Source organism: Undibacterium sp. Ji50W (assembly GCF_049340445.1).
GTDB lineage: Bacteria > Pseudomonadota > Gammaproteobacteria > Burkholderiales > Burkholderiaceae_D > Undibacterium.
On sequence record NZ_JBMPOX010000014.1, the window covers coordinates 1 to 21,330 of the forward strand.

General features: G+C 52.0%; 22 protein-coding genes and 1 riboswitch. Of the genes, 8 read left to right on the plus strand and 14 right to left on the minus strand.

Going from position 1 to position 21,330, the window contains the following annotated elements:
• Positions 1–337 precede the first annotated feature (337 nt).
• Positions 338–1,846 carry a leucyl aminopeptidase gene (locus ACO0K9_RS18285; RefSeq protein ID WP_422987517.1) on the minus strand — a complete coding sequence of 503 codons (1,509 nt, stop codon included), beginning with the start codon at positions 1,844–1,846 and terminating at the stop codon, positions 338–340.
• A gap of 50 nt (positions 1,847–1,896) precedes the next feature.
• Here ACO0K9_RS18285 and lptF point away from each other — a divergent pair, with 50 nt between their 5' ends.
• From lptF to ACO0K9_RS18305, 4 genes are all read left to right on the plus strand, one after another.
• Positions 1,897–3,030 carry an LPS export ABC transporter permease LptF gene (gene lptF / locus ACO0K9_RS18290; protein ID WP_422987518.1) on the plus strand — a complete coding sequence of 378 codons (1,134 nt, stop codon included), beginning with the start codon at positions 1,897–1,899 and terminating at the stop codon, positions 3,028–3,030.
• Positions 3,027–4,160, plus strand: a complete 1,134-nt coding sequence (gene lptG / locus ACO0K9_RS18295; RefSeq protein WP_422987519.1) for an LPS export ABC transporter permease LptG — start codon at positions 3,027–3,029, stop codon at positions 4,158–4,160. Before lptF ends, lptG begins: the two co-directional genes overlap by 4 nt.
• Entirely contained in the window at positions 4,160–4,528 is a 369-nt protein-coding gene (locus ACO0K9_RS18300; protein ID WP_422987520.1) for a sirohydrochlorin chelatase, read from the plus strand. Before lptG ends, ACO0K9_RS18300 begins: the two co-directional genes overlap by 1 nt.
• Before the next feature lie 80 nt (positions 4,529–4,608).
• Positions 4,609–5,379 (plus strand): substrate-binding periplasmic protein, encoded by a 771-nt coding sequence (locus ACO0K9_RS18305; protein WP_422987521.1) that lies wholly within the window; start codon positions 4,609–4,611, stop codon positions 5,377–5,379.
• Positions 5,380–5,399: 20 nt separating this feature from the next.
• Here ACO0K9_RS18305 and cobA read toward each other — a convergent pair whose 3' ends face one another.
• From cobA to ACO0K9_RS18340, 7 genes are read right to left on the minus strand one after another with little or no spacing between them, the layout of a single operon-like run.
• The gene (cobA, locus tag ACO0K9_RS18310) at positions 5,400–6,116 is read right to left on the minus strand and encodes a uroporphyrinogen-III C-methyltransferase (RefSeq protein ID WP_422987522.1); all 717 of its coding nucleotides are present in this window, start codon (positions 6,114–6,116) and stop codon (positions 5,400–5,402) included.
• A 28-nt stretch (positions 6,117–6,144) separates the two neighbouring features.
• Complete coding sequence (locus ACO0K9_RS18315; RefSeq protein WP_422987523.1) at positions 6,145–7,461, minus strand: sulfate adenylyltransferase subunit 1; 1,317 nt, start codon at positions 7,459–7,461, stop codon at positions 6,145–6,147.
• On the minus strand, positions 7,461–8,396 hold the full coding sequence (cysD, locus tag ACO0K9_RS18320; protein ID WP_422987524.1) for a sulfate adenylyltransferase subunit CysD: 936 nt from the start codon (positions 8,394–8,396) through the stop codon (positions 7,461–7,463). The genes ACO0K9_RS18315 and cysD overlap by 1 nt, the downstream gene beginning before the upstream one ends.
• A 12-nt stretch (positions 8,397–8,408) precedes the next feature.
• Complete coding sequence (locus ACO0K9_RS18325; protein WP_422987525.1) at positions 8,409–9,122, minus strand: phosphoadenylyl-sulfate reductase; 714 nt, start codon at positions 9,120–9,122, stop codon at positions 8,409–8,411.
• Positions 9,119–9,640 (minus strand): DUF934 domain-containing protein, encoded by a 522-nt coding sequence (locus tag ACO0K9_RS18330; protein WP_422987526.1) that lies wholly within the window; start codon positions 9,638–9,640, stop codon positions 9,119–9,121. Before ACO0K9_RS18330 ends, ACO0K9_RS18325 begins: the two co-directional genes overlap by 4 nt.
• Before the next feature lie 17 nt (positions 9,641–9,657).
• Positions 9,658–11,364: a nitrite/sulfite reductase gene (locus tag ACO0K9_RS18335; protein WP_422987527.1), complete on the minus strand. Its 1,707-nt coding sequence runs from the start codon at positions 11,362–11,364 to the stop codon at positions 9,658–9,660.
• Between the two features lie 49 nt (positions 11,365–11,413).
• Positions 11,414–12,187, minus strand: a complete 774-nt coding sequence (locus ACO0K9_RS18340) for a sulfite exporter TauE/SafE family protein (RefSeq protein ID WP_422987528.1) — start codon at positions 12,185–12,187, stop codon at positions 11,414–11,416.
• Between the two features lie 462 nt (positions 12,188–12,649).
• Positions 12,650–12,865, plus strand: a riboswitch (FMN riboswitch).
• Between the two features lie 159 nt (positions 12,866–13,024).
• On the opposite strand from ACO0K9_RS18340, the gene ribB reads away from it, so the two are divergent.
• From ribB to ACO0K9_RS18355, 3 genes are all read left to right on the plus strand, one after another.
• Entirely contained in the window at positions 13,025–13,654 is a 630-nt protein-coding gene (ribB, locus tag ACO0K9_RS18345; RefSeq protein ID WP_422987645.1) for a 3,4-dihydroxy-2-butanone-4-phosphate synthase, read from the plus strand.
• A 46-nt stretch (positions 13,655–13,700) separates the two neighbouring features.
• The gene (locus ACO0K9_RS18350; protein ID WP_422987529.1) at positions 13,701–13,913 is read left to right on the plus strand and encodes a hypothetical protein; all 213 of its coding nucleotides are present in this window, start codon (positions 13,701–13,703) and stop codon (positions 13,911–13,913) included.
• 277 nt (positions 13,914–14,190) lie between these two features.
• Complete coding sequence (locus ACO0K9_RS18355) at positions 14,191–15,114, plus strand: methyltransferase domain-containing protein (protein WP_422987530.1); 924 nt, start codon at positions 14,191–14,193, stop codon at positions 15,112–15,114.
• 379 nt (positions 15,115–15,493) lie between these two features.
• On the opposite strand, the gene ACO0K9_RS18360 is transcribed toward ACO0K9_RS18355, so the two are convergent.
• Entirely contained in the window at positions 15,494–15,880 is a 387-nt protein-coding gene (locus ACO0K9_RS18360; protein ID WP_422987531.1) for a hypothetical protein, read from the minus strand.
• Positions 15,881–16,068: 188 nt separating this feature from the next.
• Between ACO0K9_RS18360 and ACO0K9_RS18365 the strand changes: the two genes are divergently transcribed.
• On the plus strand, positions 16,069–17,013 hold the full coding sequence (locus tag ACO0K9_RS18365; protein WP_422987532.1) for a peptidylprolyl isomerase: 945 nt from the start codon (positions 16,069–16,071) through the stop codon (positions 17,011–17,013).
• A 98-nt stretch (positions 17,014–17,111) separates the two neighbouring features.
• Here ACO0K9_RS18365 and ACO0K9_RS18370 read toward each other — a convergent pair whose 3' ends face one another.
• The 5 genes from ACO0K9_RS18370 to aat all read right to left on the minus strand — a co-directional run bounded on the left by ACO0K9_RS18370 (position 17,112) and on the right by aat (position 21,257).
• Positions 17,112–17,453 carry a hypothetical protein gene (locus ACO0K9_RS18370; RefSeq protein ID WP_422987533.1) on the minus strand — a complete coding sequence of 114 codons (342 nt, stop codon included), beginning with the start codon at positions 17,451–17,453 and terminating at the stop codon, positions 17,112–17,114.
• Between the two features lie 138 nt (positions 17,454–17,591).
• Positions 17,592–18,635 (minus strand): aldo/keto reductase, encoded by a 1,044-nt coding sequence (locus ACO0K9_RS18375; RefSeq protein WP_422987534.1) that lies wholly within the window; start codon positions 18,633–18,635, stop codon positions 17,592–17,594.
• A gap of 44 nt (positions 18,636–18,679) precedes the next feature.
• Positions 18,680–19,726 (minus strand): quinone-dependent dihydroorotate dehydrogenase, encoded by a 1,047-nt coding sequence (locus tag ACO0K9_RS18380; protein ID WP_422987535.1) that lies wholly within the window; start codon positions 19,724–19,726, stop codon positions 18,680–18,682.
• Positions 19,727–19,812: 86 nt separating this feature from the next.
• Positions 19,813–20,544, minus strand: coding sequence for an arginyltransferase (locus tag ACO0K9_RS18385; RefSeq protein WP_422987536.1), 732 nt, complete (start codon positions 20,542–20,544; stop codon positions 19,813–19,815).
• Positions 20,541–21,257, minus strand: coding sequence for a leucyl/phenylalanyl-tRNA--protein transferase (gene aat, locus ACO0K9_RS18390; protein ID WP_422987537.1), 717 nt, complete (start codon positions 21,255–21,257; stop codon positions 20,541–20,543). Before aat ends, ACO0K9_RS18385 begins: the two co-directional genes overlap by 4 nt.
• Positions 21,258–21,330: the final 73 nt, after the last annotated feature.

The following is a 21,330-nucleotide window of genomic DNA, read 5'->3' on the forward strand; positions in this document are numbered from 1 at the left end:
AATAAACCGGAGATTATCGCAAATGACATATTTTAAATTCAAATCGTGGACACCCCTAAAACCGCCAAAACCAGCGCCTGCATTAGCTTTGCTGGCTTTACTTACCAATTTAACCGGACACTAGTGGGTTTCTATTTAAATGAGAATAAATGAGAACGGCCACCCCGTAGATGCTGGACTGGTTAGCATATTACCTTGGTTATTGTATTTTATTGACAAAACAGAAAGGCCCCTGACTGGAAAAATTCCTGTCAGGGGCCTTTCTGTTTGTTTCTAAGCTTATTTCTGAACTATATTGCCGCTCTTAAAGCCAAGTCTGCATGTAATGCAGTATAGATCAGCCTGCGCGGTTGATCAGGAACGTGGTCAGCAAAGGCACTGGGCGACCAGTGGAACCTTTGGCTGCGCCAGATTTCCAGGCTGTGCCAGCGATATCCAGATGCGCCCAGGTGTATTTCCTGGTGTAGCGTTCGAGGAAACAGGCTGCGGTGATACTGCCACCGGCTGGGCCGCCAATATTCGCCATATCGGCAAAATTGGATTTCAGTTGCTCGTTATAGGCTTCTTCGATAGGCATGCGCCATGCAGTATCACCAGTTTGCTTGCCTGCTGCCAGCAATTCTGCTGCCAGTTTGTCGTGCGCGTCGTCGTGGCGGGTGAACAGGCCGGAATTATGGTGACCCAGGGAAGTCACGCAAGCACCGGTCAGGGTTGCCACGTCAACGACAGCTGCTGGCTTGAAGCGTTCGGCATAGGTCAGGGCGTCACACAGGATCAAGCGGCCTTCGGCATCCGTATTCAGGATCTCGATGGTTTGGCCAGACATGGATGTGACGATGTCGCCAGGGCGGGTTGCGCTGCCGGACGGCATGTTTTCGCAAGTCGGGATAACGGCGATGACATTCAGCTTCAGCTTCATTTCACCGATGGCACGCATGGTACCCAGTACCGAGGCCGCACCACCCATGTCGTATTTCATTTCATCCATGCCGGCACCGGCTTTCAGCGAGATACCGCCAGAGTCAAAAGTGATGCCTTTGCCCACCAGAACTACAGGCGCATCCTTGGCTTTGCCGCCGTTGTGCCTGAGTACGATGAACTTCGGTGGTTCTACCGTGCCATTGGTGACAGACAGGAAACTGCCCATTTTGAGGGCTTGTATCTGTTTGCGGTCCAGCACTTCAGCAAGCATTTTGTAATCGCTGGCTATTTTCTTGGCAGTATTGGCCAGGTGAGTAGGGGTGCAGATATTCGGTGGCAGGTTACCCAGTTCCTTGGTCAAGTCCATGCCATTGGCCAGGGCTTCGCTTTGCGATAAGGCGTTTTTGGCAGCAGTTGCTTCTGCCGCAGTGACTGCAAATGCGACTTTCTTGACGCCAGCAGTGGATGTATCTTTCTTGCTTTTCAGCGCATCAGCACGGAAAATGCTTTCGCGGAAGGCCAGCACGGCGCTGCGAATAGACCAGCCGAGGTCACGGTCCTTGACCGCTGGCAGGGCCAGAACGGCGTCATTGGCACCCAGACCCGCCAGTGTACGGGCCGCAGCCTGTACTGCCTGATTGAAGGCTTTATCGCTGACTGCGGCGGCTTCTTCACCCAGACCTACCAGCAATACGCGCTCTGCAGCAACATCAGCGATGTTACGCAACAACAGGGAAGTACCCGCTTTTCCTGTAATATCACCAGATTTAAGGGCTGCGGCGATGTCGCCAGCCTTGTCCAGACCTGCTGCTGCAGCGGAAAGTTTCTTGTTTTCGAATACACCGACTACGATACAGCCGGTTTTAATTGCCTTATGGGCAGTCGAGGCACTTTTTGCGTCGATTGTTTTTATGCTAAAGTCCACGTATTACTCCTCTTGGTAAGTCTCGTAAAACAGATATTATAATCCTACTCATGATTTTTCAGCGCGCGCTTCGACGTGAATTAAACAGTGCCGCAGGCGCGGTCTTCACTACATTGTTCACCATCACGATCTCCGTGATGCTCATTAAAATCCTTGGACAGGCGGCAGGAGGCAAAGTTGCGTCATCCGATGTAGTGGCCCTGATCGCCTTTACTGCCCTCATGAATATGCATATCCTGCTGTTGCTGACGGGCTTTATTTCCGTGCTGCTGGTGGTGACCCGCAGCTATCAGGATTCCGAAATGGTGGTCTGGTTCGCCTCTGGCCTGAGCCTGACGCAATGGATTGCGCCGGTGGTACGCTTCGGGGCTCCCCTCATCATCCTGACCGGCTTACTGAGTTTTATCGTCACCCCCTGGGCCAACCAGCAAAGTGTGGAATTTCGCGAACGCTTTGAAAAACGCTCTGATATCGCCAAGGTAGCGCCCGGCAAGTTCCAGGAATCCGCCTCGTCTGACCGGATTTTCTTTGTTGAAGAAGTGGCCGGTGACCTCAGCAAGGTCCAGAATATCTTCATCAATACCTATAAGGATGGCCGTTCCAGCATCGTCGTTGCCAAGGAAGGCATGATAGAAATCGACAAGCTGGGCGACAAGTTCCTGGTCATGAGCCAGGGGCGTCGTTATGATGGCGCGCCAACTGCGCCTGATTTTCAGATGATGCAGTTTGAAAAGTACGGTGTGCTGGTATCTAGCCAGAATGCCAGCGTGGCCAGTGACAAGTCAGCCAAGTCCATGCCGCTGACGGCCTTGTTGGAAAATCTCGATAGCACCAAGATGGGTGAATTGCTGTGGCGTATTTCGCTGCCGGTGATGTGTTCCGTATTGTTGTTGCTGGCGATTCCACTGGGTTACGTCAATCCCCGTGTCGGGCGTTCAGCCAACCTGATCGTGGCCTTGCTACTGGTGGTGATGTACCTGGCCATCACGAATATATTGCAGGCGCTGGTGGTGCAGGAACGCAGCAGTTTTGGCATGGCGTGGTGGCCGCACCATCTGGTGGTGTCCTTGCTCGTCGTTGCTTTGTTCTTATGGCGTTTGAAAGTAAATAGCCGCTGGCATCCGCTGGTGTTGTGGTCCCGCTGCAAATCGAGTTTCCGCGGCAAAGAAAAGTGTCCAGCATGAAAATTTTACAAAGATATTTTGGTACGGAAATCCTGCGTGCCGTGTTATTCGTCATGCTGGCACTGCTGGCCCTGTTCTCGTTTTTTGATCTTGTTAATGAGTTGCAATCTTCTGTCAACAAGGGCGGGTACCAGCTCAAGCATGCGGTCTTGTATGTCTTGCTGGGATGGCCGGGCTATATCTATGAGTTCATGCCGATTGCGGTTTTGATCGGCACCATTTACGTGCTGGCACAGTTTGCTTCCAATTCAGAATTCACCATCATGCGTGCATCCAGCATGTCGAGCATGATGGCTGGCAGCATCTTGCTGAAGATAGGTATGCTGTTTGTCATGCTGACCTTCTTGTTTGGGGAGGTGATTTCCCCGGTATCCAGCAAATTTGCAGAAAAGGTCAAGCTTAATGCCATCGGCGAAGCACTGGCGCAGGAGTTTCGTACCGGTTTGTGGACCAAGGACCTGGTGCGGGAAAACGGCTTGACCGGTGACGTGATCGGTTCATTGTTCCTGAACGTCAAAGAGATACTGCCAAATCGTCATTTGAAAGGCGTCAGAATATTTGAATTCGACAAGAATTTTCACCTGTCCCGCGAAGTGACCGCGACTGATGCCGAATACCTGGGCAAGAACACCTGGCGCCTGTTTGACGTGACAGAGACATCGTTCCCCAAGACACTGACGAGTGAAGACATCGCTGCAGTGAAAAGCCAGAAGCTCGATAGCCGTGACATCGTGTCAGAAGTTACGCCGGATATTTTATCCGTATTGTTTGCCGACCCTGACCGCATGTCTGCCACCGACCTGGCCGCATTTACCAAGCACCTGGCGGACAATAAACAGGATGGTGAACGCTATGAAATCGCCTTTTGGAAAAAGATCACCTATCCGTTTGCAGTCCTGGTGATGATGGCACTGGCCCTGCCTTTCGCTTACCTGCATGTCAGGAGCGGTGGCGTCAGCCTGAAGATATTCAGCGGTATCATGATAGGTATGGTGTTCTACCTCATCAATGCCTTGTTTTCACATGTGGGCTTGCTCAATACCTGGCCGGCATCAGTGACGGCGCTGGTACCCAGCGTACTGTTTTTGGTGATTGCCGCCATGGGTTTGCGTTACGTGGAAAGAAATTGATGGCTGAGAAATCTGCAATGATCCTGTTCGCCCATGGCGCACGTGACCCCAGATGGGCGCAGCCTTTCCAGCGTTTGCAAAAAATGACGCAGGAAAGTTTGCCGGACATCACCGTGGCACTGGCTTTTCTGGAATTTATGCAGCCCTCGCTGCCCGAGTTGGTGGCCAGCCTGGTGACAGAAGGATGTCGCCAAGTCACATTGGTGCCTATATTTTTGGGCCAGGGTGGCCACGTTTTGCGCGATTTGCCGATGCTGGTGGACGAACTGCGGGCCAGCCACCCGGCACTTGAGGTCAAGCTCGTGAATGCTGCTGGTGAAGATGAAAGCGTTTTGTCAGCTATCCGGGATTATTGTCTGAAAGCTTGATAGTGCCTTGTTTTTCGTGCTGCTGGCTGGCATGAGTGATTGCGATTTTCTGCCACACCTACGCTCAACCCAGGGACACTATGCACATGACATCGCTGAAACTGGTACTGCGCTTGCTCTTATTTGGCGCGTTGAACCTGGCGATGCCAGTCAGCCATGCCGCTCAGGTACTGGCAGTAGGTACCGAATTTGCAAACGTATTTGAGCGCAGTGCTAGTGGTGAATATACTGGCCTGGGAGTGGACATCCTGCGTGCGCTGGCGAAGCAGAACGGTGACGATATCCGGTTTGAAATCTATCCCTGGGCCAGGGCGCAATGGATGCTTGAAAATGAACAGGCGCAAATACTCGTAGGTCCATACAAAACAAGCGAAAGAGAAGGCAAATTCATTTTTGCAAAAAGAGCCTTTTATCGCGACCTGATGGTCCTCTACGTGCGTAAAACTTTTGAAGTGCACTGGGATGGCAATTACACCGCTATTCCTGGTCACAGGTTGGTGGTTATCAATGGCTGGGTATATGGTTCGCAATTTGAAAGTCAGCGTGCCAGCATTAAGCCGGTGCTTGCCAATACGCTCACCAATGGCTTGAACATGCTGGTGGCAAAAAGAGTGGATTTTCTGGCAGCTAATATACGCAATGCGGAAGCCACCATGAAGGCCATGGGCATCAACAATGAACTACTGATGCTGGAACCGTATATGGACACGCAGGACGGGTATTTAGCGTATTGCAAAAACGCAGCCTGCGAGCAACTGCGCAATCACTATGATGAATTGTATGAACAGTTAAGGTCAGGCGGCGCTTTGCAAGCAATGGCGCGCAAGCTGGGTGTCAGATTGCCACCTTGAAATAAGCGGCCAAGTTTTACTCAGGAAGACTTACGCGCACGCATAGCTTCACCCATCATCACCAGCACAGGTCCGGTACTGCCGGGCAAGCCATTGGCCAGGTCATTCAGGCTCATGGCCTGACTGCATTCGTCCGGGCGGCTGCAATTTTCAATGATGATGACCGGCAGATTGCCAGGAAAATTGGCTGCCAGCATGCGTTGCGCTGTCAACATGGCTTCCTTGCCACCCATATACTGTACCAGGGTGTCACATTCAGGTATGCGGGTGTCGGCGCTTTCACCGGGGGCCGTGCTGGATGTGAACAGGGCCACGCTGCGGGCGATGCCGCGTTTGGTCAGTGGCTGCCGCACACTGGCGGCAGCAGCCAGTGCCGTGGTAATGCCGGGAACGATTTCGTAGGCGATACCGGCTGATTCCAGTGCCGTCAGTTCTTCGTCGGCCCGTCCGAACAGCATCGGGTCGCCGCCCTTGAGGCGCACCACCAACTGATAGCTGGCGGCAGATTCCAGCATCTGTTGATTGATATGCTCTTGCGCAGCAGAGCGTTGCCCGCTGCGTTTGCCTACCGGGATTTTGACTGCCTGCGGACACAGGTCCAGCATTTCAGCCGTGACCAAGGCGTCGTACAGCACCACGTCTGCAGCGGCCAGCAGGCGGGCACCTCGTACGGTAATCAAATCTGCAGCGCCGGGGCCGGCACCGATCAGGTACACCTTGCCTGTTGCTGTATTCACTGCTGCGCTCACTGCCGAATTCACCAGTTTATCCAAGACGTATCATGCCAGCAGCAACGGTCTGATGTGTCACTTCATCGATGAGGATGAAAGCACCGGTGGAGCGCAGGTTCCGGTAATCATCCGCAGCCAGCGCCTGGGCAACGTTCAGTGTCACGGTCGCAATATCATTCAGTTTGAGGCTGTCTGCGGGACGGCGTTCCTGGGTATTGATGTCCAGCAGGGTGTCGATGGCAGTCACTCTGGCAGCGATTTGTCGGGTGGTATGTTTCAACCAGTATTTGCGACGGATATCCAGTGCATCTTCTGACAACCAGCACAAATCAGCATTCACGGTTTTCAGCAGGGTTGCCGGGCGATCTACCCCTACCAGCATGTCACCACGCGAAATATCCACGTATTCATCCAGCAAGATGGTGACAGACTGACCGACGACTGCGGTATCAAGCGACATATCCAGTGTCAGGATGTCTTTGACGGTGGCCGTCTGGCCACCAGGTTGCACCAGCAATTTGTCGCCCTTGCTGACTTTACCTGCTTCGATGCGGCCCATATAACCACGGAAGTCATTTGCTTCATGGCCATTGTGACGCGCGACCAGTTGTACCGGGAAGCGGAAAGGCTCGTCATGGCAGGCGTCATACACACTCAATGACTCCAGCAGTTCGATCAGGGTTGGTCCTTTGTACCATGCCAGCTTGTCACTGGCTGTCACCACATTGTCACCTGCCAGTGCAGACAATGGGATAGGGCGGATGTCTTTCAGGCCCAGTTGTGTGGCAAACGCCTGATAGGCAGCGACGATGCGGTCATACACGGTCTGGTCATAGTCGATCAGATCCATCTTGTTGACGGCAACGATCACGTGTTCTATTTGCAGCAGATGGGCAATGGTGGAATGGCGTTTGGTTTGCGTCAGCAAATCCACACTGCCGTCATCATTCAGTTTGACCTTGGAGACGTCGATCAGGATGATCACCGCATCTGCCGTTGATGCACCAGTCACCATGTTGCGTGTGTATTGCTCATGGCCAGGTGTATCGGCAATGATGAACTTGCGCTTCGGCGTGGCGAAATAGCGATAGGCGACGTCGATGGTGATGCCTTGTTCGCGTTCAGCTTCCAGGCCATCTGTCAGCAACGACAGGTCTATGGTGTCGCCAACGGTGCGCTTGTGTTTGGCGCGCGAGATGGCATCGAGCTGGTCGGCAAAAATACCCTTGCTGTCGAACAGCAGGCGACCAATCAAAGTGCTTTTGCCATCATCCACTGAACCAGCCGTGATGAAGCGCAAGAGGCCACGTTCTCTACCAACGGCGGCAGTCAATTGTTCTACGGCGTTCATTAGAAATATCCTTCTTTTTTACGTTTTTCCATCGAAGCTTCTGATGTCTGGTCATCCATGCGGGTGGCACCACGTTCGGTAATCTGGGTAATCGCGGTTTCGGCGATGATGGCTTCCACCGTTGCCGCATCAGACGATACCGGGCAGGTGCAAGAGATATCGCCAACCGTACGGAAGCGCACGATCTGGGTTTCTACCGTTTCGCCGGCGCGTGGCGGTGTCAGGTCAGTCAGTGGTACCAGCAAGCCGTTGCGCGGGATGACCTGGCGTTCATGGGCAAAATAAATCTGCGGCAGTTCCAGTTTTTCACGGGCGATGTATTGCCAGACGTCGAGCTCGGTCCAGTTTGAGATAGGGAAAACGCGCATGTTTTCACCCGCATGAACGCGGGTGTTATACAGGTCCCACAGTTCAGGGCGTTGTGCTTTCGGGTTCCATTGGCCAAATTCATCACGGAAAGAGAAAATCCTTTCCTTGGCGCGGGCTTTTTCTTCATCGCGACGGGCACCACCTATGCAGGCGTCAAATTTGTGCGCGGCGATAGTTTCCAGCAAGGTTACGGCTTGTGCCGCATTGCGTGAATCAGTTGCCGGGTTGCGCAGGCGTACCGTGCCACGGCGTATCGATTCTTCGACCGACCCAACGATCAGGCGTTCTTCCAGTTCGGCCACGCGCTTGTCGCGAAAGGCAATCACCTCAGGGAAGTTATGGCCAGTATCGATATGTACCAGCGGGAAAGGGAATTTACCCGGGCGGAAAGCCTTTTCTGCCAGGCGCAGCAAGACGATAGAGTCTTTACCGCCGGAAAACAGCAGGGCAGGGTTGCTGCATTCGGCCGCGACTTCACGCATGATATGGATGGCTTCCGATTCCAGCCAATCCAGGTGGCGATTACTCGCAGCATCAATAAAATGGTTTTCCACGACAGTATTCATGATTTTTCTTCTTCAGACAGCTTGTTTAATTCGGACCAGTTTGCCATCGACTACATGCAGGCCGCATTCTTTTGAATCCGGGTTTTCCCACCACCAGCGACCAGCCCTGACATCTTCACCCGGCTGTATGGCTCGGGTACAGGGTTCACAGCCTATGGATGGATAGCCTTTGTCATGCAGAGGATTGTAAGGCACATTGTTGCTTCTGAGATAGTGCCAAACGTCTTCTTCTGACCAATCCGCCAAAGGATTGAACTTTTGCAGACCATGTGTTGCATCATCTTCTTGTATAGCAAGTTCAGTACGGGTGGCCGACTGGGCGCGACGCTGGCCGGTAATCCAGGCCTTGTTGCCTGCCAGGGCACGTTTCAGTGGTTCCACCTTGCGTATGCGGCAGCATTCCTTGCGCATCTCCACGCTGTCGTAAAACGCATTCAGACCATGCTGGCTGACATAGGCTTCGACGGCAGCAGCTTCAGGTTTGAACAGCCTGATTTCGGTACCATAGGTTTCCTTGACTTTATCCAGCATGCCCAGGGTTTCTGCATGCAGGCGTCCGGTTTCCAGCGAGAAAATGCCGATGTTCAGCTTATTGCGCAAAATCAGGTCAGTCAGTACCATATCTTCGGCAGCCAGGCTGGAGGCGAACACGGCAGGTGCGTAGTCGGCAGCAATCTTGTCCAGCGTAGCTTGGGTAGCGGCAAGACGTTCCTGGAAATCACTCATACCGCTGCTCCACTGCGCTCTGCACGACGGAACAAGGGATTCTTTTCATCCCATGAAGTCTGGTATTTTTCAGAAAAATCAGTCAGGCCCTTAATGGCGTCGTGGATATTCTTGTCTTCACGTGTGGCAAAGGCATTGAAACCTACGCGCTGCATGTAAAACAACTGGTCGCGCAAGACATCGCCGATGGCGCGCAATTCGCCGTTAAAACTCAGGCGTGAACGCAAATTGTAGGCGATGGAATAACCGCGGCCATCTGAAAATTTAGGAAAATCCACTGCCAGCAGGCTAAAGCGACTGATATCTTCTTTTAAATCCTTTGCTTGCTCATCACTGCTGAACCAGACAGCCAGGTCAGTGCGACTCAACAGGCTTTCACGTTGCAGCAACCAGACTTTCAGCGGGATGATGACTTTGCCAGCCGGTACGCTGACGGCATCCGGTGTTTCATTTTCATCCAGGCGCAATACGGTCCAGTCGTCGGCTACGATGGTTTGGTCTTTAATAATTTCTCGCATGATGCACTTTCTTAATTTCAGTAGCTGACAGCAGTACCGGCGTCTTCACCATGATGCTCGTTGGTACGTATCGGTGTTGCATACACAAATTCCTTGAATGGCGCTATGCCCAGGCGTTGTGCGGTATCAATGAAGCGCTCATTTTCAAGGCGGTCACGCACATACACTTGAATGATGCGGTCTATCACCTCCGGCATTTGGCCGGCTGCGAAAGACGGGCCGATGATCTTGCCTATGGCAGCATTATTGCCTTGTGCACCACCGATGGACACCTGGTAAAACTCGCTGCCGTCTTTGTCCACACCCAGAATGCCGATATTGCCGATATGGTGATGACCACAGGCATTGATACAGCCAGACATATTCAATTCCAGGTCACCAATATCATGCAGGTAATCAAGATCACTAAACCGGTCCGTGATATCCAGGGCGATAGGGATGGATTTGGCATTCGCCAGCGCGCAGAAGTCACCACCAGGGCAGCAAATCATGTCGGTCAGCAAACCTACATTAGGTGTCGCCAGGCCATGCGCTTTGGCTTCTTGCCACAGTGAGAACAGGGCCGATTGCTGCACGTCCGACAGCACAATATTTTGCTCATGCGTGACGCGCAACTCAGAAAAACTATAGCGATCAGACAGGTCAGCAATAAAATCCATTTGTCCTGCTGTGGCATCACCTGGCGGGACGCCTGGTTTTTTTAATGACAAAACCACACTCGCATAACCGGCTACTTTATGTGATTTGACATTGCGTTTAATCCAGTTGGAAAATGCTTTGTTATCAGTCTTGTGCTGTTCATAGGTGGCGTCGCTTGCCGGCAAGCTCAAGTACGCAGGCGTACTGAAGTATGAGGCTACCCTTTGCAATTCTTCATGCGTCAGCGTACCAGGGCCATCTTTGATGTCGGCCCATTCTTCTTCAACCTGCCTGGCAAACACATCTGCACCGACGGCCTTTACGAGAATCTTGATGCGTGCCTTGTATTTATTGTCACGTCTTCCGTGTTGATTATAAATACGCAGGATGGCTTCGAGATAAGTCATCACATGCTGCCAGGGCAGAAATTCGCGAATCACACTTCCCAATATGGGTGTGCGACCCATGCCGCCGCCAACCATGACCTTGAAACCGACTTCGCCCGCTTCGTTGTGTACGACGGTCAGGCCAATGTCATGTACCGCGATCGCGGCGCGATCTTCCAGTGCGCCATTGATGGCGATTTTGAACTTGCGCGGTAAGTACGCGAATTCAGGATGGAAGGTAGTCCATTGGCGCAAAATTTCGGCATAAGGACGTGGGTCTATCACCTCGTCAGCCGCAACACCAGCAAATTCGTCCGAGGTGATATTACGCATGCAATTACCAGAGGTCTGGATAGCGTGCATTTCTACACTAGCCAATTCTTCCAGAATCTTGGGCGAATCTTCCAGATTGATCCAGTTGTATTGGATATTTTGACGGGTAGTGAAGTGACCATAGCCCCGGTCATATTCACGGGCAATATGGGCAAATTTGCGCATCTGATTCGACGACAGCATGCCGTAGGGTACGGCAACGCGCAGCATGTAGGCATGCCGCTGATTGTACAAACCGTTTTGCAAACGCAAGGGCAGAAATTCTTCTTCTGTCAATTCATTAGAAAGGCGACGCGCTACTTGATCGCGGTATTGTACAATACGTTCTTTGATGATTTGGTGATCGTGCTGGTCGTAACGATACATCTTTAATTACCCATAAAATACGTGTGTAAGTACGCAATTGCAAACACAGTTAAAAGACAAGTTTGGCGGCAACCAGAGTCAAAGTGGTTGCCAGCAAGCCACGTAAAAATTTTTCAGGGACGGCGCGGGCCGCCATCGAACCCAGGGTGATACCCGGCAGAGAGCCGATCAGCAAGCTGCCCAGCAAGACCCAGTCTATCGAACCCAGCCACCAGTGTCCAAAGGCGGCAATGGCAGTCAATGGTACGGCATAGGCAATATCAGTGCCGGCGATGTGCGCAGCAGACATGCGTGGATACAGCATCACCAGCAAGGTCGCACCAATGGCACCGGCACCGATGGAAGAAATGGTCACCAGCGTCCCCAGCAAGGCACCAGCGGCGATCGTCGCTATGGCCAGGTTTTTGCCCTGCAATTGCTTTTCAGGATGATTGTTCAACCAGTTCAGCATCTTGCCCTTGAACAGCAGGGCAACCACAGTCAGCAGCACGGAAACAGCGATGGAATAGCGTATGAGTTGACCAATTTCCTTGTCCAGCGCGCCAAAATGCTTGAGGAACAAGGTGGCAACCACAGCCGCCGGCAGCGCACCATAGCATAGCAGGCGGACCACATTCCATTCAACCGTGCCGCGCAGGCGATGGGTAAAGGTGCCAGTGGCCTTGGTGATCGAAGCAAAGGCGAGGTCGGTTCCTACCGCGACTGTCGGCGAGACGCCGAACAGCAGGGTAAGCAGGGGAGTCATGAGCGAGCCGCCACCCACGCCGGTCAAGCCGACCAGGGTGCCAACAGCAAATCCCGAAAATATATAGGTTAAAGTCATATCGCCTCGCGCAAAGTAGGTGCATCGTAATGAATTCAGGCTTTATTCCAAACTACTTAGTATTCATTTGCTTATATACGTATTTGATATATACAAAATCACTGACCTGATATTGTCTTTAGTTTAATTCATGAGCTGAAAATAAATGATTTAAAAGCCAGGATAAGCAAGAAAGCTTGTGCTTTTGACGTGTTTTTTTTGACTGAATGACACTGAAGCCTGCAAATGGACCTGATATACCGCTTGCAGGACAAGAAGGCAGATGGCCTTTAAGAATGAGCATAGATGTTGCTATGTGGAAATGCCAGCTAAATCAGACAACATTTTTAACAATTGTATTGATCGACGCTCTTGAATGGATAAGCGTTGTACATGACGACAGCAGAATGAGTTGTCTGTCCGGCTATCAGTAAGGGTTTCGATTTTTACGTATAATCAACAAGCCGAATAACTCGGTAGGTTGTACGTCTTCAGGGCGGGGTGTAATTCCCCACCGGCGGTAAATTTGCAGGTATTTCTTGGTGATGATTTGGTCATGCCTTGCTTATCCTGCAGACAAGCCCGCGAGCGCTTGCAGTTAAAGGCAGAATCAGGAATTCGCTGAAACTGTATGCAAGGTCAGCAGATCTGGTGTGATTCCAGGGCCGACGGTCATAGTCCGGATGAGAGAAGATGCGCCTTACATAAAGCACCTATGGTCACGACCATGGGCGTTCGCGTTTGGCTATTCGTTTTTTGCTCCCTGAAACGTCTTTTGCACATTTACTTTTGCCGGAGCGTTTCATTATGTTGAATACCATCATTACCCGTCCTTCTTCCAGTTCTGCTGAACCGGAAATGCTTTCCCTTAGTCCATTTGAACAACGCCTGCCCAGAGCGCTGGAAGACCTGCGCAACGGTCGTCCGGTCTTGCTCATGGATGACTTTGACCGCGAAAACGAGGCCGATCTTATCGTTGCAGCCGAAAAAATCACGCTTGAATCCATGGGCAGGCTGATACGTGATTGCAGTGGCATCGTCTGTTTATGTCTGACTGACGACAAATTGCAGCAACTCGATCTGCCTCCCATGGTCAGCAATAATGAAAGTCGCTATGGCACGGCTTTTACCGTGTCAATAGAAGCCAGACAGGGCGTGACCACGGGTGTTTCTGCTGCTGACCGTGTCACCACTATACTGACTGCCATTGCACCTGATGCCAAACCTGAACATCTGGCCCGACCCGGCCATGTCTTCCCTTTACGGGCCGCACCCGGCGGTGTTCTCAGCCGGCGTGGCCATACAGAAGGTTCGGTCGATCTGGCACAGATGGCGGGTTTGTCTCCCGCGGCTGTCTTGTGTGAATTGATGAATGCCGATGGCAGTATGGCCAAGGGCGAGCAAATCATCGAATATGCAGTCACCCATGATATGGTGGTGTTGACGATCGATGAATTGGCACGCTACCGGGAGCAAGCCGGGGTGTAAAATCGGGGGTGTAACCACCATTAAGTTCATCTCAGGAGTGACGGTCATGCCTATGCCAAGGAAAGTGTGCTTGCTGGCAATTTTGTTGACCGTCACGTTGACGCCTGTCGACATGCATGCCGAACCGGCAGCCTGGTACAAATGGCGCAGCAAACTGAATACCCATGTAGTCTGTTCCCAAACCTGGCCTGGCGAGGGCTGGGAACAAATGACTACCGCGTATCGTGATGCCCGCTGCGAAAAGCCAAAGAAAAACTGATGGCGTGTTTCTGCAATTCTTCTTGCACATCGCGGCTTCTTTGCATAAAGTTAATTCATCGGCAAATGGCATGCTTATATCTTTACCATAAGCAAGAATTGATGCTGATTCTGCGTTCAACTCCACGATTCGCTTCTTCATAAGCCAAGGATAATCAGTCTCTCAAGCCGCACGCAAAATGATCTTCAAAATTGCTTGTAGCCAGCGAAAATTGACTGTCCTGCAGCACTTCCCAGATGGCAGCCACATCATGAAACCAGGAAACGAAGGAGTTACCATGTTGAACGAACGTGAGGCAGAGAGCTGCTACCTCGGTCAGTTTATTCCCCTGCAATACCATCACAATATGTTGATGGATTTAAACCGTATGGACAACTTCAAAGCGGCGATACGACGCCAGGTGTTTGAAGGTGCCAAGGTGCTGGAACTGGGTGGCGGCACAGGCGTGCTGTCCTGGTTTGCCGCGCAGGCTGCGTCCAAGGTGTATTGCGTCGAATTCAACCCCGACATGGTGGATGAAGCACGTCGTTTGCTGGCCATGAACCGCTATGGCGAAAAAGTTGAAGTCATTCATGCCGACGCATTTGAATACCTGCCGCCAGAGCCAGTCGATGTTGTTATTTGCGAGATGATACATGTGGCCATGCTGCGTGAAAAGCAGGTGGAAGTCATAGAGAATTTTAAAAAGCGGTATGCCGCCAGGTTTGGCGGCCCCTTGCCCGTGTTCATTCCTGAAGCCGTGGTCATGGCGGTGCAGCCCTTGCAGCAGGCCTATGATTTTTCTGGTTACCAGGCACCCATTATTCAATTCCAGCAAGCGGGTGTATTTTCAACTGACACTGTGGAACTGGCACAGCCTGCTTTGTATAGCATCATCGATTTCAACCAGGACAATGAGCTGCAAATTCGCTGGGAAGGTCATTTCACCATAGAGCGTGCGGGCACAGTCAGCGCCTTGCGTTTTGTCACCAAGAATATCCTGGCGGTGTTGATGGAAACTTCATCCACCATAGACTGGCTGAATAATTATATGGCCTTGCCGGTGGCACAGCCGGTAGCGGTCAAAGAGGGCGATATTCTGCAAGTCAGCTTCCAGTATCGTGCTGGTGGTTCTATCGCATCCCTGCAGAATTCCATGCGTGTGGAAGTCAAATCCACCGCATCGGCACGTGCCCGGCATTTGTCGCTGGCCTATGGTTGAATAGTTTCGGGATATAAAACAGGACTTAGAACCTGTTTGCGTAAGTCCTATAAAAGAGCCTGCATTTTTCTCATTTTTGTTTATTCAGATGCAGACTCTTTTTGTTTGATGACAAAGCTTATTCTGAGGACTTATCCTCACTGTTTTCTGGATGTGCCAGCGCCTGTTGTATCAATTCTTCATCGGTAATCGGTGGCATTTCATTGAGTTCTTCCGGCGTGGGCTGATCTGCTAATTTTAGTGGACTGTAACAGTTGAAACAGAAGTGAAAGACGCTTGCCCGGCGATCAGGGCAAGACGCAAAGCAGAGCGATAGTGAACTATCGCGAGCATTTGCAACGCAGCCATGGTCGTCGCGCAAGCGGAAGGCACTCTGTTTTCAACTGTTACAGTCCACTAGTGCATGCTCACCAAGAAATCCCAGAGCGGCCTGCGCTGTTTCTGCTTCATCCGGCGGACCGGCCTTTGCAGTCACGCCGTCGTCATGTGACAGGTCTTCCACACGGTCATCCAGATCATACTCATTACTCATTCCTTCGCATGCCAGCGCTTGCTGCAACAAGTCGTCATCTGATATGGGCGGAAGTTCAGCCAGTTCCTGATCTGTTGAATCTTCAATAGTCTCAATAGCCACAATAGAGGAATTTTGAAAGACGGGCAGAGTGCTGCTTGTTACCGGATCTGGCGGAACTTTTGTTTTGCCGGGATTATCTAAATTTTTCAGGTAGGCAGCAAAGTCCCCATTATCTGGAGTGTCATTATTCATCATTTGCAGTGTTGTTAAGTGGTCGATAAAGGCGCAGCCTGCTTGCAGGAGCCGCGGTTTCAAGTCAGTGATTTCGCATTCCCGCTATATTTTTGGTATATGGACAAAACTATTTCCTTCGCGTATGGTCTCAAATCCTGAACGTTGCGCTTATTTCTTATTTTCCGCATCTTACCTGGAGTCAAACAATGCCTTTACGTTTTACTGTTCCGCATGCCCGAAAATTAATGATTGCCCATCTGCTTGCCGGGTTCATGGTATCTGGCCTGGCCCAGGCTGCTCCTGTAGTTGCCAAGGCAGCACCGCTTAAATCAAAACAGACGATGGCGGATTTGATCAAGGCTTCCAGCGCCACTGACTGGCGCCCTTTGAATCCAGATAATACCCTGTATATGGAACTGGAAAAAGGTCGTGTCGTGATTGAACTGGCACCAGATTTTGCACCCAATCACGCCCAAAACATCAAGGCTCTGGTGCGTGAAGGCTATTTCGATGGCCTGGCCATCGTGCGTTCACAAGAAAACTATGTCGTACAATGGGCAGACCCGGATGAAAAGCGGGAAGTGAAAACTGCCAAGCGTCAACTGGCAGGTGAATTTACCGTCAAATATGCATCCAGCCTGCCTTTCACCCGTTTGCCTGATGTCGATGGGTTTGCCCCGCAAGTGGGCCATGCGAATGGCTTTCCCGCTGGGCGTGATCCCAAGGCGGGCACCGCCTGGCTCGCACATTGCTATGCCAGCGTCGGCGTTGCACGGGGTGCTGAATCGAATAGTGGCGATGGTACTTCGTTATATGTCGTCACCGGCCATGCACCAAGACAGCTGGACAGAAATATTACCGTGGTCGGCCGTGTCATGCAGGGCATGGAATTATTGACGACACTGCCACGTGGCAAAGGTAATCTGGGCTTTTATGAAAAAGCCGAAGAGCGCACGCCGATCAAATCCATCAAGATCGCGGCTGACGTACCCGAAGCAGAACGCAGCAAGCTGGAAATCATACGCACCGATACCGCAACGTTCAAATCCATCGTCGAAGCACAAAGAAATCGTGGCGGTGACTGGTATAAGGTACCAGCAGGCTATATCGATCTGTGCAATGTACCCGTGCCGGTACGCGCACAAAAATAAGCTGTCTTCGGTGAGCCTGGCAAGCTAAAAAAACAAACAAGAATGCAGGCACAGAAAAATTTCTGGCCTGCATTTTTACTTTGCCACCATGAGCTTGATCAGGCAGTTTGGTCTGGCGCAGCTGCCGGTTTTGCTTTGGCAGACAGGGTCGTGACATCAACACCGTTTCTCAGTGCTTCCAGTCCCGGTGGTTCGGCGTTAAACCAAAGCCAGCCGGTATCGGTTGCACCGTTGTTGATACTCCATTGCTTGAACTCGCCAGTGATATACACACTGACAAACCCCAGGGCAAGAACAGCAACAATGACAGTGGCAGAGAAAGACGCCATCTTGAACAGCGAAGCGCCAGGAAAGGCGCTGTATGAAAATGCCATCAACAAGCCCATAATGGCCAAGATGCAGACGGCAAGCTTGATGATGGTGATACGCAATTGGGACATCTCGGTTCTCCGGTAAAAGGATCAATAGGCGTTTGTTGCAATTGCAACTTGATTCTACGCCATATTCATCGAATTTGCCGGACAATCGACAACCGCCTGTCGCACTGTCCGGCAGATTACCGTTTACCTCTGCATTATTTATTGCCCAGGATTGTGAAACTCTTCATGGATCTGGTTGATTTCCGCTATCAGTTCATCATTGAGACTGGCTTCGAGGGCGTCAATGTTTTCTTTCAACTGCACCAGATTCGTCGCACCGATAATGGTGCTGGCGACGAACCAGCGCGAATAGCACCAGGCCAGCGCCAACTGGCTGGGTGTCAGGCCGTTGGCACGTGCCAGTTCTGCATAGCGCTTGCTGGCAGCGAATACGCTGGCACGCAGGTAGCGTGGGCTCCAGGTAGGTGGAAACAGGGTCAGGCGGCCAGGCGCCTGGACATTGTCTATGTATTTGGCGCTGAGTTGACCAAAGGCCAGCGGGCTATACGCCAGCAAACCGACTTTTTCACGATAACAGGTTTCATCCAGGCCCTGTTCAAAAGAGCGATTCACCAGGTTGTAGGCATTTTGTATGCTGGCGATACGCGGTGCGCCCTGCAGGTCTGCCTGTTTGACAAATTCGTTGACACCCCAGGCACTCTCATTCGACACACCAAAAGCGCGAATCTTGCCTTCCTTCACCAGCGCATGCAAGGCGGCCACGGTATCGGCAATCGCAGTGCAGGGACGTTCCAGTTCAGGGTTAAACTGCTTTTGACCAAAGATGGGAACATTGCGGCTGGGCCAGTGCAATTGATACAGATCGATATAGTCAGTCTGCAGGCGTTGCAGGCTGGTTTCTACCGCTGCACGCAAGTTTTTTTCGTCGAGATCGGTCTCGCCATTGCGCATCCAGTTCATGCCACGGGAAGGGCCGGCGGCTTTGGTCGCCAGTATGACATCACTGCGCTTGCCGGATTTTTTCAGCCAGGTGCCGATGTATTGTTCTGTCCTGCCCTGAGTCGCGGCGCGTGGCATGACGGGATACATTTCTGCCGTATCGATAAAATTGATGCCACGTTCCAGCGCATAATCCAACTGCTCATGTGCCTGTGCTTCGGTATTCTGTTCGCCAAAGGTCATGCTACCCAGGCAAATCGTGCTGACATTTAATTGGCTGTCGCCTAACAATACTTTTTTCATGTTTGCTTTTATCTGAACTTATTTTCTTGGTTTATTTGCTTAGCTTATTTGCTTAATCGTATAGCGTCGGCACATTCTTTAACCAGCGCCGGCCCCTGGTAAATCAGGCCAGAATACAATTGAACCAGTGCCGCACCTGCCTGCATTTTTGTCACCGCATCAGCGCCAGAAAAAATCCCGCCCACACCGATAATGGGTAATTCATTTCCCAATTCTGCCTTCAAGGCGCGTATCACGCGATTCGATGCTTCAAACACCGGTTTGCCCGACAGGCCACCCGCTTCTTCTGCATGTGGCAAACCTTGCACCGCGTCACGGGTAATCGTGGTGTTGGTGGCGATGACCCCATCAAGCTTGTGGCGCAACAGGGCTTCGGCTATGGTCTTGATCTGTTCTGCATCGATGTCAGGTGCAATTTTAAGCGTAACCGGCACATAGCGCTTGTGCTCGTCTGCCAGTTGCAACTGGGCTTCCTTTAATTGTGACAGCAAAGCGTCCAGCTCGTTGGCACCCTGCAATTGACGTAGGTTCTTGGTGTTGGGCGAAGAGATGTTCACCGTCACATAACTGGCATAGGGGTAGACCCTGGCCAGGCAATGCAGGTAATCATCGGCTGCGCGTTCTATCGGCGTGTCGGCATTCTTGCCTATGTTTAAACCCAGTACACCTTGTTTATCTTGATAAAAGCGTGATGCCTGCACGTTACTGACAAAGGCATCCACCCCGCCGTTATTGAAACCCATGCGGTTGATGATGGCTTCTGCCTGGGGCAGGCGAAACATGCGCGGCCTGGGGTTACCCGCTTGTGCGCGCGGCGTTACCGTACCGATTTCAATCGATCCAAAACCCAGTGCTGCCAGACCATCAATGCAGGCACCATCCTTGTCCAGACCGGCAGCCAGGCCTACAGGATTGGGAAAGCGTACACCCATGACCGTGCGTGCGTCATCAGCGGGTTTGCGACCAAACATGCCAGCCAGGCCCAGTTTGCTGGCACCTTGCAGCGCGGGTAAAGTCAGGTGATGCGCATTTTCCGGATCCATTGCAAACAGGGCAGGGCGGACCAGGGAATAAAGAAGTTTCGCGGACATGAAATTATGAAGGGAAGAAGAAGTGAAAAAATAGTGGTGACGAACGTGGAGGATGCAGTGGCCTGCACGAGACGATCAATACAGCATCATGCTTCGCGCAATGTCTGCCAGCGCCCCTGCATCAAGGCATCTAGTGGACGGAAATTGGTTTTGTAAGCCATCTTGGGGCTGGCCGCAATCCAGTAACCCAGATACACATACGGCAGCTTTAACAAGCGGGTTTGCTCTATCTGCCACAGCACATTGTAGGTGCCGTAAGATGCAGATACATCGTCCGGATCATAAAAGGTATATACCGATGACAGGCCATCAGTCAGCACATCGATAATGCTGACCATGCGCAAGACCTGCTGTTCATCCCTGAACTCCACCAGGCGGGTATTGACCCGGCTTTGCAGTAAAAATTGGGCATACTGGTCGCGGCTGTCATGGTCCATGCCACCACCGGCATGGCGCTCGCCCTGATAGCGCTGATAGAGCTCATAGTGTTCTTGTGCATAGCTAAGGCTGGTGACGCGTGCCGTCAGCTTGCCGTGTTTTTTCCAGGCGCGCCGCTGGCTGCGATTGGTTTCAAATTCCTGCACCCGTATACGCACGGGCGTGCAGGCCTGGCAGTTATCGCAATGCGGTCGGTAGATAAAGATGCCGCTACGCCGGAAACCACTCTTCACCAGTTCTGAATACGCATCTGCATTGATCAGATGCGCAGGCGTTGCCACCTGCGAACGCGCCTGCAAGCCTTCCAGATAACTGCAAGGGTAGGGCGCTGTCGCATAAAATTGTATGCTGGCGAAAGGTAGTTCGTTAAGTTGGGTCACAGACTGATCTTGTTGGTGATGGTCCAATCGGTAATGGCTGGCAGGGCAGTGGCATGTTCCAGTCGGCGCAAAAACTCGCTGCGTGCAATCGGTTTTGCGCCCAGAGATGCCAAATGTCCTGTCTCTTGCTGGCAGTCTATCATTTTCACGTCATGTTCACGCAAGAAAAATACCAGGTGGCTCAGGGCAATTTTAGAGGCATCCGTGACCCTGGCAAACATGGATTCACCATAGAACATGCGCCCTATGCAAACGCCGTAAGCCCCACCCACCAGTTCCCCGTCCAGCCACACCTCTGCCGAATGGGCATAACCCGCTTTGTGCAAATCACAATAACCGGCCACGATGTCTTCAGAAATCCAGGTGCCTTCCCGGTCCTTGCGTGGCGCGGCACAGGCGCGCATTACCTGTTCAAAGGCAGTGTCAAAGCGTAGCTGCCAGCGGTCATCTTTACTGATCTGGCGCAGGCGCTTTTTCAGGCTGGCGGATACCTTGAAGTCTTGCACTTGTAACACCATGCGTGGATCGGTAGACCACCAGAGTATCGGCTGCCCCTCAGAAAACCAGGGGAAAATGCCATTCCTGTAGGCATACAACAGGCGGCTGGCCGATAAATCGGCTCCGGCTGCCAGCAAGCCTGCCGCCCCGTCTTTTTCTGTCAGCGCCGTGCTGGGGTGAGGGAAGGGACTATCTGCTTCCAGCCAGGGTATCACGTTGCCATTCCATCGTGATGCACCAAAAAAACGCCATTTTTTAGTGCGGGGTGATGCCCCGCTAACTCATCCA

Bases quoted from the DNA above. Each gene is read 5' to 3' on its own strand.
- lptF (WP_422987518.1), top strand. From the start codon at position 1,897: ATGATTTTTCAGCGCGCGCTTCGACGTGAATTAAACAGTGCCGCAGGC.
- lptG (WP_422987519.1), top strand. From the start codon at position 3,027: ATGAAAATTTTACAAAGATATTTTGGTACGGAAATCCTGCGTGCCGTG.
- ACO0K9_RS18300 (WP_422987520.1), top strand. From the start codon at position 4,160: ATGGCTGAGAAATCTGCAATGATCCTGTTCGCCCATGGCGCACGTGAC.
- ACO0K9_RS18305 (WP_422987521.1), top strand. From the start codon at position 4,609: ATGCACATGACATCGCTGAAACTGGTACTGCGCTTGCTCTTATTTGGC.
- ACO0K9_RS18315 (WP_422987523.1), bottom strand. From the start codon at position 7,461: ATGAACGCCGTAGAACAATTGACTGCCGCCGTTGGTAGAGAACGTGGC.
- cysD (WP_422987524.1), bottom strand. From the start codon at position 8,396: ATGAATACTGTCGTGGAAAACCATTTTATTGATGCTGCGAGTAATCGC.
- ACO0K9_RS18325 (WP_422987525.1), bottom strand. From the start codon at position 9,122: ATGAGTGATTTCCAGGAACGTCTTGCCGCTACCCAAGCTACGCTGGAC.
- ACO0K9_RS18330 (WP_422987526.1), bottom strand. From the start codon at position 9,640: ATGCGAGAAATTATTAAAGACCAAACCATCGTAGCCGACGACTGGACC.
- ACO0K9_RS18335 (WP_422987527.1), bottom strand. From the start codon at position 11,364: ATGTATCGTTACGACCAGCACGATCACCAAATCATCAAAGAACGTATT.
- ACO0K9_RS18340 (WP_422987528.1), bottom strand. From the start codon at position 12,187: ATGACTTTAACCTATATATTTTCGGGATTTGCTGTTGGCACCCTGGTC.
- ribB (WP_422987645.1), top strand. From the start codon at position 13,025: ATGCTTTCCCTTAGTCCATTTGAACAACGCCTGCCCAGAGCGCTGGAA.
- ACO0K9_RS18350 (WP_422987529.1), top strand. From the start codon at position 13,701: ATGCCTATGCCAAGGAAAGTGTGCTTGCTGGCAATTTTGTTGACCGTC.
- ACO0K9_RS18355 (WP_422987530.1), top strand. From the start codon at position 14,191: ATGTTGAACGAACGTGAGGCAGAGAGCTGCTACCTCGGTCAGTTTATT.
- ACO0K9_RS18360 (WP_422987531.1), bottom strand. From the start codon at position 15,880: ATGAATAATGACACTCCAGATAATGGGGACTTTGCTGCCTACCTGAAA.
- ACO0K9_RS18365 (WP_422987532.1), top strand. From the start codon at position 16,069: ATGCCTTTACGTTTTACTGTTCCGCATGCCCGAAAATTAATGATTGCC.
- ACO0K9_RS18370 (WP_422987533.1), bottom strand. From the start codon at position 17,453: ATGTCCCAATTGCGTATCACCATCATCAAGCTTGCCGTCTGCATCTTG.
- ACO0K9_RS18375 (WP_422987534.1), bottom strand. From the start codon at position 18,635: ATGAAAAAAGTATTGTTAGGCGACAGCCAATTAAATGTCAGCACGATT.
- ACO0K9_RS18380 (WP_422987535.1), bottom strand. From the start codon at position 19,726: ATGTCCGCGAAACTTCTTTATTCCCTGGTCCGCCCTGCCCTGTTTGCA.